This is a genomic window from Vibrio sp. SG41-7, from assembly GCF_014164465.1.
Classification (GTDB): domain Bacteria; phylum Pseudomonadota; class Gammaproteobacteria; order Enterobacterales; family Vibrionaceae; genus Vibrio; species Vibrio splendidus.
This window is the reverse complement of record NZ_JACJFF010000130.1, coordinates 1-14,173: the sequence shown is the minus strand read 5'-3', so window position 1 is coordinate 14,173 and position 14,173 is coordinate 1. Positions and strand designations below refer to the sequence as shown.

The window sequence follows — 14,173 nt, the reverse complement described above, 5'->3', positions numbered from 1 at the left end:
CAAAGTGAAGCGCGTGAGGGTGCGAAAACCATTCTCGAAGAAATCCTAGATGAAGTGAAGGCTGCTTCAGCGACGCAATAGAAAGCGTTGTTAGGATGAATGTTATCCGCTGTTTATTGGCAGCGGGTAGCTTATCCCCACCTTCTCCAAATTGTGGCAATGGACCCCTGTCACTGAACGAAGTATGGAGCACTGCCTGTTATGAAAGAACTGCTACATAAAATAAGCGTCGTGACAGAAAAGCTAGAACGCTTTTTAATCATGACCGCCATTCTCGCGATGATGATCAATTCCACGGCCAATGCGATTGGTCGCTACGCCTTTAACAAAAGCCTGTTTTTTTCAGAAGAACTCAATCAGTTTTTGATTGTCTCTGTCACCTTTATTGGCTTCGCTTACGCGGTGCGCCAAGGTCGAAATATTCGTATGACCGCGGTCTACGATTCATTGAGCACTAAAGCTCAGAAAGTTCTCACAACCATCATTGCATTATTAACCGCAATGCTGATGTTTTATCTCACCTACCACGCGTTCTTTTACGTTAAAGAGCTCAAAGACATCAATCGGTTAAGTCCAGCCTTACAGTTCCCTGTGTATTGGGTATACGCGATCATTCCAATTGGTTTTTTCATTGCCGGATTGCAATACAGCATGAGTTTCTTGATGAACTTACTGCATAAAGAAATCTACGTGTCATTCGATGTCATAGAGAATAAACATAACAACGTGGGTGAATTCGAATGAGTGATATTGCACAATTTTTCTCGGACATTATTGCCGGCGAACTCGATATTTATGTCATCACTTTTACTTTGGTCTCTGTGATGGTGATTCTGCTGTTTTTGAGCTTCCCAATGATCGTGCCGTTAGCGGTTGGTGCGTTAATCGGCTTGATTCATTTCTCTCAGGTTGAGCCGGGAGTGCTTATTCAACAGATGGTCACGGGCATCTCACCGAACGCATTGATTGCGGTACCCATGTTTATTTTGGCAGCCGATATTATGACACGTGGCCACACGGCGTATAACTTACTTGGTCTGATTCAAGCGTTTGTCGGGCATCTGCGTGGCGGGCTGCCGATTACCACCTGCATTAGTTGTACTTTATTTGGTTCTGTTTCTGGCTCGACTCAGGCGACCGTGGTGTCGGTTGGCCAAATCATGCGCCCGAAGTTGCTGCAAGCAGGGTACAAAGACAGCTTTGTGATGGCGCTGATCATCAATGCCAGCGACATAGCCTTCCTTATTCCGCCAAGTATTGGTTTGATTCTTTATGGCACCTTAGCCAACGCCAGTGTGGGAGAATTGTTCATTGCTGGTATTGGCCCAGGTTTAGTGCTCGCGAGCCTGTTCTCGTTATACAGCTATGCCTACAGCGTCAAACATAGCGATACCATCACTTTGGTTGAAAAAGCCAACACCGCAGAACGCATTGAAGCGATCAAGAAAGCGATTCTTCCTCTCGGTTTCCCTGCTTTAATTATCGGCGGTATCTACTCTGGGGTCGTGACGCCAACAGAAGCCGCTTCGTTTGCGGTGCTGTATGCGATCATTGTCGAGTGTATTTTCTATCGTAAGCTTGGCGTGAAAGACATCTGCGATGCGGCGTTGAATACCGGCTTGATCACCGCGGTTGTATTTGTGCTGGTGGGTGTTGGTCAGGCTTTTTCTTGGTACATCTCTTTCGAACAAATCCCTCAAGAACTGTTAGCACCTTTGGACTTAGAGAGTGCCTCTCCAGAGTACATCTTGTTTGTCATCGCACTGACTTTCTTTGTCGGCTGTATGTTTGTGGATTCGTTAGTGGTTTTGCTGATCTTGACGCCGATTTTCATGCCGATTGTTGATGCAGCAGGCATCGACCCGATATTGGTGGGTGTGATGGTGACATTGCAAATGGCCATTGGCTCAGCGACGCCACCTTTTGGTTGCGACATCTTTACTGCTATCGCCATCTTTGAAAAGCCTTATATGGAAGTGATTCGCGGGACGCTGCCGTTCTTCCTGATCTTGGTGTTGATGTCTGCGTTGCTGATTTTCTTCCCAAGCATCGCTCTGTTGCCAAGAGACATCTTATTCAATTAATCCGTCGAGTTACCCTTATTCAATCAAGGATAGAGATATGAGTATATTGCCATTAACACCTCCGCAGAGAGGGTTTGAATCAGCAGAACTAGAGCAACGTACTGTCGAGTTGCAACAACGTCTTCGCGCGCAAAACATCGATGCTGCGTTTTTCACGACCGAGCCTGAATTTCGCTATTTCAGTGGCTTTAAATCGCAGTTCTGGGAAAGCCCAACGCGTCCGTGGTTTTTGGTGGTGCCAGCGGTTGGTAAGCCCATAGCGGTAGTACCAGAGATCGGTGTGGCTGGTTTCGACGATACATGGATTGAAGATGTGCGCAGTTGGCCGTCACCAAGGCCAGAGGATGACGGTATCTCTTTGTTAGCTTCTACGCTATCTGAAGTCTCCAAAGGTTCTCGCAGAATCGGTTCGATGATTGGCCCGGAAACACATTTGCGTATGCCAGCCACTAATTATGCATTGTTACAGCAGAAGTTGAGCCAACATAGTGTGGTTGATGTGTCATTCATGGTTCGAGATCTGCGCAGTGTTAAGTCTCAAGCGGAGATCGATAAAGTACGCTTCGCTTGCCAAGTGACAGCGGCGGGCTTTGAGTATCTTCGTCATAACCTCGCGATAGGGATGACGGAACGACAGGCGTGTAAAGCCATGCATTTGGAGATGCTGCGTTTGGGCGCCGATGCGTGTCCTTATCTGATTTCGGCATCCGGCCAAGGTGGCTATGACAACATCATCATGGGGCCAACCGATCGTGTGCTCTCTGAAGGAGATGTACTGATCATCGATACGGGGGCTAACTTTGATGGCTATTTTAGTGATTTTGACCGGAACTATGCGTTTGGGCATGCGCAGCCAGATACGATAGCGGCTTATGACGCAGTATATCAATCGACAGAAGCGGGGCTCGCGATGGCAGAGCCGGGACGAACAACCGGAGACGTGTGGCAAGCCATGTGGTCGGTGCTCGAAAAGAACGGTGCGCTTGGCAACGATGTGGGTCGTATGGGGCATGGATTAGGCATGCAGCTAACAGAGTGGCCATCACATGTACCAAATGGTGACGTGATATTAAAACCCGGCATGGTGTTAACGTTAGAGCCCGGTATGGCGTTTGCGAAAAACCGCATGATGGTGCACGAGGAAAACATCGTCATCACCGAATCTGGCTGCGAAATGCTGCATCAAAGATCTTGGCAGTCGATACCGATTATTGGCTAATTGCGCTTAGAATCTAGTCATAATTTTGAATCCTGGTAGAGGAGGGCGTTCAAGCACTTTGTTGGACGCTCGGTTTTCTTTTTCACTTCGCTATACCTCGTCATCTTTTACACTTAAATACCTCCAATTTCCGAATTCCTCTTTGTTTCAAGAATCTCTCTTTTTGTTCAAATATTGTCCTTGTTGAGCAAAAACATTTGACCAATAACTATCACACCTCAAATCTTTAATTGTTTTCGTTAGTGCTCTAAATGATATTTAATTTATTGTTTTATAATGGTTTTTGTTGATTTGAATGCTGTATTGTTACGAGTTTGTTTTAAATAATCATTTGAACCCTAACTAAATTTCTGTCATTTTATATTTAACTGAACGTTCAATATAAAATAAAAGGACTAAGAAATGCCGAAGGTTGGGATGCCTGATATACGTAAACCACAGCTTGTTCAAGCCACCATGACGGTGATTGATCGAGTGGGTTTGCATGCCGCGAGTATTGCGTTGATCAGCAAAGAAGCGGGAGTCTCCACTGGCATTATTAATCACTATTTTGGTGGAAAGCATGGGCTGCTCGAAGAGACCATGCGTGAAATCCTTCGTCAACTTTCCAATACCATCACCACGTCACTAAAAGCACTTCCTGTTGATGCTCACCAACAGAGAATAAACGCGATCATCGATGGTAACTTCGAAGGTTACCAAGCTGAAAATAAGGTCGCGAAGGCGTGGTTGGCATTTTGGTCATATTCAATGCATGACGAGCAGCTGAAAAGACTGCAACGTGTGAATGAAAAACGTTTGATTTCACACTTACGTCTTGAGTTGAAGGGTATTTTGAATCATGAACAAGCGGATCTCGTTGCTCACGGGATTGCGTCTCTGATTGATGGTTTGTGGCTGAGAGGCACACTAAACCCAGATGGTATCGATGCTCAAAAGGCGCGAGCCATCATCAATGATTATCTAGATAAACAACTTACGTTCTACTCGTGTCACAGCAAATAGATCGCAGTGGTAGTGTTAGACCTTGAGCTAGACCTAGAGCAAGAGCTAGAACGACCACTATTCGCACCCAATACTCACATATAGACCTGTAGAGTCTAATAACAATAATTAAGTCAGAATCTCAAATGGAAATGAACTCGTTATACATCGATGGCGCAGCGGTTAAAGCAACCTCTGGTGAAACCTTTGATAGCATTAACCCTGCCAACGGTGAACCTATCGCGACGTTAGGCCAAGCATCTTCAGCGGATGTCGACAGTGCTATTGAATCTGCGAAGCGCGGATTTGCGGTATGGTCAGCAATGACCGCTGTGGAACGCAGCCGCATTCTTTTGAAGGCAGTGGAAATACTTAGAGCTCGAAATAATGACCTTGCAAACCTTGAGGTTGTTGATACGGGCAAGCCGCTGCAAGAAGCGATTGAAGTAGATGTGGCGTCTGGCGCTGATGTTATTGAATACTTTGCTGGCTTGGCACCAACGCTACAAGGCGACCAACAACCGCTGAGTGAATCTCAATTTTTCTACACTCGCCGCGAACCGCTAGGCATTTGTGCGGGCATTGGTGCGTGGAACTACCCCATTCAAATCGCGATGTGGAAATCAGCTCCGGCATTGGCCGCGGGTAACGCGATGATTTTCAAACCTTCAGAAGAGACTCCGCTCACAGCGCTCAAGCTTGCTGAGATCTTTACCGAAGCTGGTCTTCCTGATGGCGTGTTCAACGTGGTTCAGGGCGATTACCGTGTTGGTCAGATGCTAACTGCGCACCCAGACATCGCGAAAGTGTCGTTCACGGGCGAAACCGGTACCGGTAAAGCGGTAATGGCAGATAGCGCTAAGACGCTGAAATCAGTCACCATGGAACTTGGCGGCAAGTCACCAATGATCGTGTTTGATGATGCGAAATTGGATGATGCAGTTTCCGCTTCGATGGTTGCTAACTTCTACACCCAAGGCGAAGTGTGTACTAACGGTACCCGTGTTTATGTACACGAAAACATCTACAACGCATTCATCGACCAACTTAAAACACGCACTGAGAAGCTAATCATTGGTGATCCAATGGACATGGAGACTCAGATCGGCGCGTTGATTTCTAAAGAACACCTTTCAAAAGTCCTTGAAGCAATTGAGCTAGCTAAGCAGTCGGGCGCAACTCTGCTGACGGGCGGCTATCAAGTGACAGACAACGGCCTCGAAAACGGCAACTTTGTTATCCCAACCGTGTTTGTGGATTGCGAAGACAACATGCCTCACGTTCAACAAGAGATCTTCGGCCCTGTGATGTCAGTGTTGAAGTTTACGGACGAAGACGACGTGATTCGCCGCGCTAACGACACCAAATATGGCCTTGCGGCAGGTGTGTTCACGCAAAACCTTTCTCGTGCGCACCGTGTTATTCATCAAATGCAGGCAGGTATTTGTTGGGTGAACACATGGGGCGACTCACCGGCAGAAATGCCTGTTGGTGGTTACAAACTTTCAGGGGTTGGCCGCGAAAACGGGCCAGAGACTCTACTCCACTATACGCAGACTAAGAGCATTCTTATTGAACTTGGCGACTACGCCAGCCCTTATGCCTAACGCGTAACACTTAATTTTATGGGCTAGTTTAACAGAGCTAGCCCCACTGACTTATCTCAGGGAAATCAAAACATGGAACAACGCTACGATTATATTATCGTCGGCGCGGGTTCGGCCGGCTGTGTGTTAGCGGATAGGCTAACGGAAAGCGGTGAACATAGCGTTTTATTACTGGAAGCTGGTGGTACGGACAAGAGTATTTTTATCCAAATGCCAACCGCGCTTTCTTACCCAATGAATACTGAAAAGTACGCTTGGCAATTTGAAACAGAGAAAGAACCGGGCCTTGATGGACGCGAACTGCACTGCCCACGTGGCAAGGTGTTAGGCGGCAGTTCATCGATCAACGGCATGGTTTATGTACGTGGTCACGCGTGTGATTTTGACCAATGGGAAGAAGAGGGCGCAGCGGGTTGGAACTACCAAGCATGCTTGCCTTATTTCCGCCGCGCTGAATCATGGAATAAAGGCGGTGATGAATACCGTGGCGACAATGGCCCTGTCGGCACTTGTAACGGTAACGATATGGAACTCAACCCGCTTTACCAAGCGTTTATCGATGCAGGTAAAGACGCCGGTTACCCAGAAACCAACGACTACAACGGCTACCAGCAAGAAGGCTTCGGCACTATGCATATGACGGTAGACAAGGGTGTTAGAGCCTCAACCTCTAACGCTTATCTACGTCGAGCATTGAAGCGTTCAAACCTAACCTTGAAGAAAGGTATCGTGGCGCGTCGTTTCTTACTTGAAGCACAAGACGCACAAGACCAGTCATCAAAAGGCCAATCGGGCTTGAAAGCCGTCGGTGTCGAGTTTGAAAAGTCAGGCAATACCCAGGTGGCTGTGGCGAACAAAGAAGTGATCTCTTCTGCGGGTTCTATTGGTTCTGTTCAACTGCTGCAGCTTTCTGGTATCGGCCCGAAAGCGGTGCTTGAAAAGGCCGGCGTTGAGCTGAAACACGAGCTGAATGGTGTCGGTGAAAACCTTCAAGATCACTTAGAAGTGTACTTCCAATATCACTGCAACGAACCCATCACGCTCAACAGCAAGCTTGGCTTGGTCAGCAAGGGCATGATTGGCGCGGAATGGATTCTGACTCGTAAAGGCCTTGGTGCCACTAACCACTTTGAATCGTGCGCGTTCATTCGTTCTCGCAAAGGATTGAAGTGGCCAAACATTCAATATCACTTCCTGCCAGCAGCGATGCGTTACGACGGGCAAGCGGCCTTTGATGGTCACGGTTTCCAAGTACACGTTGGGCCTAACAAGCCAGAGAGTCGCGGTACGGTAGCGATCACTTCTGCTGATCCGCATGCCAAGCCAGAGATCATTTTCAACTACATCTCGACTGAACAAGATCGCCAAGATTGGCGCGATTGTATTCGTCTGACGCGTGAGATTTTGTCTCAACCTGCGATGGATGTGTATCGAGGAAAAGAGATTCAGCCGGGTCTAAATATTACTTCCGATGAAGCAATTGATGAATGGGTTAAGCAGAACGTTGAAAGTGCATATCACCCTTCTTGTGGCTGCAAAATGGGTTCAGATGATGATCCAATGGCAGTGCTTGATGAAGAGTGTCGCGTTCGCGGTGTCGATAATTTACGTGTTGTCGACTCATCGGTTTTCCCAATCATTCCAAACGGTAATTTGAACGCCCCGACCATTATGGTTGCCGAGCGTGCTTCCGATTTGATTTTGGGTAAGCCAATGCTCAAAGCGCAGGACGTTCCAGTGTGGATTGCACCTGAGTGGCAAGAGAAGCAAAGAATAAATAAACCAGTAAGAGAAGCGTAAGCCTCTGTTATTAGTTTAAAAAATAGAAAGTAGTTCAAAAATAGAAAAAGCAAAAAGTAACAACAAAAATTAGTCAAAAGTCAGAAGAACTGCTCTCTATCGGTGTTGATATCGAGCAGAAAAAGGAAAGATAAAAAGGAACCATTATGACGACTCTAAATATTCAGAACATGACCACGAAAACGTTAACAGCACTAGCCATCAGTTCATTTGCATTTGGTGCTAACGCTTCTATTGAACCACAGCAATGTGAAAACGTTCGTTTCGCTGATGTAGGCTGGACTGACATTACCGCAACAACCGCCGTTACTTCTGAACTATTAAAAGGCCTTGGTTACAAAACCAAAACCGACCTACTTTCAGTACCGGTGACTTACTCTTCAATGGCGAACGGCGATATTGATGTATTCCTAGGTAACTGGATGCCAACCATGGAAGGCGATATTGCTAAGTACCGTGAAGCGGGCACTGTTGAAACCGTTCGTGCCAACCTTGAAGGCGCAAAATACACACTAGCTGTACCAAAATATGTGTACGACTCTGGCGTAAAAAGCTTCGCAGACCTAGCAAAACATGCCGACAAATTTAAAGACCGCATCTACGGCATCGAGCCGGGTAACGACGGTAACCGCTTAATCCAATCAATGATTGATTCTGACGCGTTTGGCTTGAAAGATTTCAGCCTAGTCGAATCAAGTGAAGCGGGCATGGTATCGCAAGTATCACGTGCAGCACGTCGTAGCCAATGGATTGTTTACCTTGGTTGGGCTCCGCACCCAATGAACAGCAATGTTGAAATGGAATACCTTTCTGGCGGTGACGACTTCTTCGGCCCTAACTACGGCGGCGCGAATGTTTACACCAACGTTCGTTCAAACTACCTGTCTGAGTGCGCAAACGTCGGTCAACTTCTACAAAACCTAGAATTCACTCTAGAGATGGAAAACCAGTTGATGGAAGAGATTCTTAACCAAAAAGTGAAGCCAGAAAAAGCGGCTCAACAATGGTTGAACAAGAACCCTCAACAAGTTGAAGCTTGGTTAGACAACGTAAAAACGCATAAAGGTGGGCTTGCCAATTTATCGATTGGTTTGAAGTAGCCCACCCATAATAAAAGGCAATATTGTGAATTTTATTACGGAAAACAAAATCCCTGTCGGACAATGGATGGAAGCGGGTGTTGATTGGCTAACAATCAATGCAGCAGGATTCTTTGACGCTATTTCGATTTTTCTAGAAACCGTCATTATGTTTTTAGTCGATGTATTTAAGTGGATGCCGCCTGCACTGCCAATCGTGATGACTGCTGCGATTGCATGGTACTTACACCGTAAACCTTCGCTAGTGATCTTTGTGGTCGCAGCGCTGCTGACTATTCTTAACCTCGGCTATTGGCAAGAAATGCTGGAAACCTTTGTTCTCGTCTTTGCGGCGACAACGATTTCCGTATTAATTGGCGTACCGGTTGGCATCATGGCTGCTCACCGTCCTTGGCTCTATACAGTTTTGCGTCCAATCCTTGATTTGATGCAGACAGTCCCAACTTTCGTTTATCTGATTCCAACTCTGGTTCTATTCGGCTTGGGTATTGTTCCTGGCTTAATCTCTACCATTATTTTCGCGATAGCTGCACCGATTCGTTTAACCTACTTAGGCGTCACTAAAGTGCCTGAAGAGTTGATTGAAGCGGGTAAAGCGTTTGGTGCAAGCCGCATGAAATTGCTGATGAAGGTCGAATTACCGGCGGCTTTACCAAGCATCATGGCGGGTGTAACCCAATGTATTATGTTGTCGCTTTCGATGGTGGTTATCGCCGCTCTTGTCGGTGCTGACGGACTTGGTAAACCTGTTGTTCGTGCATTGAACACAGTGAACATCTCACAAGGTTTTGAAGCTGGGTTAGCGATTGTATTAGTCGCAATCATCCTTGACCGCTTGTGCAAAACACCAAATCAGAAGGAAGCTTAATCATGTCTAACTCTCAGGAAAAAAAGACAATGGACGCGATTACCATTAAGAATCTCGATGTTGTGTTTGGTAATAAATCGAAACAAGCGCTTGAGCTACTCGACCAAGGTAAAACTCGCCAAGAGATCATTGATGAGACTGGCCAAGTGGTTGGCGTAGATAATGTGTCGCTGACCGTTGAAGAAGGCGAGATTTGTGTGCTGATGGGGTTGTCTGGTTCTGGTAAATCATCTTTGCTTCGCGCAGTTAACGGCCTGAATGAGATCAGCCGTGGCTCATTGGCGATCAAAGATGGAGACAAGCAGGTTGATTTAGGTGAACAGTGCGACGAAGCGACCTTGCGTCATCTTCGTACTCACCGCGTTTCTATGGTGTTCCAAAAATTTGCCCTAATGCCTTGGTTAAACGTGTTAGATAACGTGGCGTTTGGTCTAGAAATGCAAGGCGTAGCCAAAGATGTTCGTCGTGCTAAAGCGCGTGAACAACTTGAAATGGTGGGTTTGGCAGAGTGGGAAACCAAGTATCCGCATGAGCTTTCTGGCGGTATGCAGCAACGTGTTGGTCTAGCGCGTGCCTTTGCGATGGATACCGACATTCTTCTTATGGATGAACCGTTTTCAGCGCTTGATCCGCTGATTCGTGCGCAGTTGCAAGATGAGCTAATTTTATTGCAAAACAAGCTTAACAAAACGATTTTGTTCGTGAGTCATGATTTAGACGAAGCGCTGAAGATTGGTAATAACATTGCGATCATGGAGTCAGGCAAACTGATTCAACACGGTAAGCCTGAAGAGATCGTACTGACGCCAAAAACCGAATACGTAAAAGACTTCGTTGCTCACACCAATCCATTGAATGTGCTTAAAGGTCGCTCTTTAATGCAGCCTCTTGATTCACTGACGCAAGAGAATGAAAGCTGGAAGATCTGCGATTCTAAAGATCTCTGGATTGAACAGAATGAAGGGGCTTTATCGGTGAAAGGTGAATCTACCTTGGCGCTTGTTGAGTGGAGCGAGTCTGACGACCTAACCGCGATTAACGCGTCTAGTGTGGTAGTGACAAGCCCGGAGATTGGTATGCGTGATGCGATTAAGCTTAAGCAGATCAGTAACCACCCAATTCTGTTGGTTGAAAATAATCAATTGGTAGGGATTTTGGATAACAGCGAGTTTTACAACGCGCTAACGGGTAACTTTCAGATGAATACCGCTGCGTAAAATTTCGTTTTTCAGCTTAGCTATTGAGGCTGGTTTTTTATTGGGTGGAGAGGATTAAATCTCTCTACCTCTATGATTATTAAAATATATTATTCTTTGAGTTTGTATTCTCTGGTTCATTATTTTTGTCTTCATTGAAGCTTTCATTCCCCCTTCATTAAGCAAAAGTGCCGTACCACGCAAGTTTAGTGGTATAGAAAAGATTGAGAATAGTATGAACATCAGTACAATGCGGAAAAATCAATGAAGTAATTTATCAATTTACAGTGTAATTCGAGCGCGCGTGACGTAATCACTCGAGACATTTCATCGCTTCGACGCTGTAAAACCATTCACAGTATATTAGTACAAAGGTCTGCATCTTGGACAAACATGACGAAATCCTGGTCGCTATTCGCCAAATTATTCGCGCTATCGATTTACACTCGAAGAAGCTGAGTAAAGAGTATGGTTTGACTGGCCCTCAATTAATCTTAATGAGAGCAATCCAAGAAATGGGTAATGTGACGATCAAAGAATTGTCTAATCAGACCAATGTAAGCCAAGCAACGACGACGACGATCATCGACCGTCTTGAGTTAAATGGCTATGTACAACGAGTACGCAGTTCATCGGACCGCCGTAAAGTACACGCGAACCTGACTGAAAAAGGTCAAGAGTTGCTAAACAATGCGCCACCGCCGCTGCAAGATAACTTCGTTAAAAAATTCCAAAACCTAGAGACGTGGGAGCAAAGCTTACTGCTTTCTTCGATGCAGCGTGTATCAGCAATGATGAACGCAGAAGACATCGACGCTGCTCCAGTGCTTCAGCTTGAAGGCATTGCAAACGTAGCCAAAAGCTAACGTTAGTTTTAAATTATCTATTTAAAACAAAAATTTAAATAATTATTAAATGGTCGCATTAAGCGGCCATTTTTGATCTCACTATGTGAAATTTCTCGTTATACCGCCTATTCGCTACGTCCTTCTATTTTAAATCTCCCTGGGTTTTAACCCTACGTTGTAATCACCCTATTTATTTGTATTCAAAAATGCATTGACGATTCTCTGACAATAAAGATGTAGACCGACCGGTCTGATTTGTATTATTGTGTGCTCATCTTAACCACGAGGTGATGTATGAAATACGAATTGACGCCAACACAAATGACCATGACGTTGAACAACATGCAGGGAGCTTTTGCACAGAACCCGATGCCAGCGGTATCGGTGAGAATTGAGCAGTTGCTTGCACTTAAATCTGCGCTTATCGACTACACAGATCGTTTGTGTTCAGCCGTGAGTGAGGACTATGGTCACCGCAGTCGACAAGACACTTTGATGGCTGACATATTGCCTTGCATCGGAAATATTGATCACAGCATTGAGTGTTTACCTCATTGGTCGACATCTTCGATTCGTCATTCCGGCCCTTTACTTTCAACCTCTCGTGTTGAAGTGGTTTATCAACCCAAAGGCGTTGTCGGGATCATTGCTCCGTGGAACTTCCCGATCATGTTATCCGTCGGCCCGCTTATTTCGGCGTTGGCAGCGGGCAATCGTGCCATGATCAAGATGAGTGAATTTACCCCAGCGACGAACCAAGTATTAAGATCGCTATTGGCGGAAGTCTTCCAATCCGATGAGGTGTGCTTGGTTGAAGGTGAGGTAGAGATCGCAGCCGCATTTTCGGCGTTGCCGTTTGATCATCTTTTGTTTACGGGGTCAACCCAAGTAGGTCGCCAAGTGATGAGGTCAGCGGCTGACACGCTAACTCCAGTCACGCTAGAGCTAGGCGGTAAGTCACCGGTTATCGTTGCAGAAGACATGCCAATTGATATCGCGGTTGAGCGAATCATTTATGGTAAGAGCCTCAATAACGGGCAGGTGTGTGTGGCTCCTGACTATGTATTGCTACCTGAAGGGAAAGTTGAATCTTTCATTCAAGAGTATAAAAAACAGTACCAATTGCTGTTCGATGAAGGGGTGTATTCCGAGAGTTTGACGTCCCTAATCAATCCTCGTCAATGCGACCGCATAGTTGGTTTGTTGAATGAAGAACGACAAGGTGGAACGCGAACAGTGGCCTGCCATGACGAAGCGATGGACTTAGATTGCCAACGACTGGTGACGCACCTAATTGTTGAACCAAGCCTGTCATCCAAGGTGATGAACGAAGAGATTTTCGGCCCACTATTACCCTTGATTACGTATCGCAATATCGAAGAGGCGTTCCAAGTCATCAATAGCAAACCAAGGCCGTTAGCGCTCTATCTAATGAGCTTTGATTTGAGCTTACAAGCTCAGGTTAAACACCAAGTTCATTCCGGCGGAATGTGTATCAATGACTGTGTTTTCCATTTAGCGGTTGATGACGCGCCGTTTGGTGGCATTGGTGAATCTGGTCAGGGCAACTATCACGGCAAAGAAGGTTTCCTTACTTTCTCCCATGCCAAAACCGTCTTGGAAACAGGCTTAGATCATCGAGTTAAGCATCTGTTTTCAAAAGAAGACAACGAATTAAAGACCGCAGTGATGAGCATGCTTGGCAAGTAAATCATTTCTGTCATTACTCAATTTATCTACAAGAAGTTATTTATAAGAAATTATTTTTACGACGTTATTTTAAGAGGTTATTTTTATGTTAGAACGATTTTTTGAACGAACGATGAAAGCGTATTTGATGGTTACAGGATTCTTAACCGCAACCGCTTTCTCTACTTTCCTTGCGCCTGATTGGAGTATGCAAACGCTGTTCTCGTACAACGATACGATGATGGTGAACAAGGAGTATCTTATGGGTACCTATCAACACTGGGGAGTCATGGTTGGCTGTATTGGTGTGTTGTTGATGTTCTCGGCGAAGTACAAATCGCTGCGTACTTCTACCATGATTTACAGTGCATTTGAGAAGTCGATGTTTGTGGGCATATTCTTATACAACGTGTGTATCAACGATTATGAGTGGTTTTATGGTTGGAGCGGTGTGTTTGCGCTCGATGGATTTGTGACTGTCTACTCTTTAGTTTATCTGTATTACTACCTCACTAGAGACAAAAGCAAGGTGCCAGCTCATCTTCGTTAATAGTTAATAGTTAATGAGTTGCTCATGGTGAGTCAATGACACTTATTCAATGATCACTCACTAGCTTACTTATTACTACAGCCCGCATTTGCGGGCTTTTTTCGTTTAATGAGATGGTACGTCCCTCCCTACAGCTAAACTTGAAATGGTTTAGTCTTAAAAGGAAAGTACCAAATGAATAACTCACACATTATCGGAATCGATTTAGGTAAGAACTCTTTTCATTTA

At 45.6% G+C, this 14,173-nt stretch carries 12 protein-coding genes; all 12 read left to right on the top strand.

The genetic code is table 11. From position 1 onward, the window contains the following. The first annotated feature begins 201 nt into the window (after positions 1-201). Positions 202-744, top strand: coding sequence for a TRAP transporter small permease (locus H5300_RS22385; RefSeq protein ID WP_182796938.1), 543 nt, complete (start codon positions 202-204; stop codon positions 742-744). Next, positions 741-2,084 carry a TRAP transporter large permease gene (locus H5300_RS22380; protein ID WP_061021025.1) on the top strand — a complete coding sequence of 448 codons (1,344 nt, stop codon included), beginning with the start codon at positions 741-743 and terminating at the stop codon, positions 2,082-2,084. The genes H5300_RS22385 and H5300_RS22380 overlap by 4 nt, the downstream gene beginning before the upstream one ends. A gap of 37 nt (positions 2,085-2,121) precedes the next feature. After that, the gene (locus H5300_RS22375) at positions 2,122-3,303 is read left to right on the top strand and encodes a Xaa-Pro peptidase family protein (protein WP_182796937.1); all 1,182 of its coding nucleotides are present in this window, start codon (positions 2,122-2,124) and stop codon (positions 3,301-3,303) included. 402 nt (positions 3,304-3,705) lie between these two features. Continuing rightward, a complete protein-coding gene (gene betI / locus H5300_RS22370; protein WP_004732441.1) occupies positions 3,706-4,308 on the top strand; it encodes a transcriptional regulator BetI in 603 nt (200 codons plus the stop codon). 125 nt (positions 4,309-4,433) lie between these two features. Further along, positions 4,434-5,894 carry a betaine-aldehyde dehydrogenase gene (gene betB, locus H5300_RS22365; protein WP_065607386.1) on the top strand — a complete coding sequence of 487 codons (1,461 nt, stop codon included), beginning with the start codon at positions 4,434-4,436 and terminating at the stop codon, positions 5,892-5,894. 72 nt (positions 5,895-5,966) lie between these two features. Further along, a complete protein-coding gene (betA, locus tag H5300_RS22360; RefSeq protein WP_182796936.1) occupies positions 5,967-7,694 on the top strand; it encodes a choline dehydrogenase in 1,728 nt (575 codons plus the stop codon). 146 nt (positions 7,695-7,840) lie between these two features. Further along, positions 7,841-8,794 carry a choline ABC transporter substrate-binding protein gene (locus tag H5300_RS22355; protein WP_182796935.1) on the top strand — a complete coding sequence of 318 codons (954 nt, stop codon included), beginning with the start codon at positions 7,841-7,843 and terminating at the stop codon, positions 8,792-8,794. A 25-nt stretch (positions 8,795-8,819) separates the two neighbouring features. Continuing rightward, entirely contained in the window at positions 8,820-9,662 is an 843-nt protein-coding gene (gene choW, locus H5300_RS22350; protein ID WP_009845976.1) for a choline ABC transporter permease subunit, read from the top strand. 2 nt (positions 9,663-9,664) lie between these two features. Continuing rightward, positions 9,665-10,879: a choline ABC transporter ATP-binding protein gene (gene choV / locus H5300_RS22345; RefSeq protein ID WP_017078464.1), complete on the top strand. Its 1,215-nt coding sequence runs from the start codon at positions 9,665-9,667 to the stop codon at positions 10,877-10,879. Positions 10,880-11,241: 362 nt separating this feature from the next. After that, complete coding sequence (locus H5300_RS22340) at positions 11,242-11,724, top strand: MarR family winged helix-turn-helix transcriptional regulator (protein ID WP_004732429.1); 483 nt, start codon at positions 11,242-11,244, stop codon at positions 11,722-11,724. 276 nt (positions 11,725-12,000) lie between these two features. Then, positions 12,001-13,416, top strand: coding sequence for a coniferyl aldehyde dehydrogenase (locus H5300_RS22335; RefSeq protein WP_182796934.1), 1,416 nt, complete (start codon positions 12,001-12,003; stop codon positions 13,414-13,416). Positions 13,417-13,501: 85 nt separating this feature from the next. Continuing rightward, positions 13,502-13,945, top strand: coding sequence for a hypothetical protein (locus H5300_RS22330; protein ID WP_004732424.1), 444 nt, complete (start codon positions 13,502-13,504; stop codon positions 13,943-13,945). Positions 13,946-14,173 lie beyond the last annotated feature (228 nt).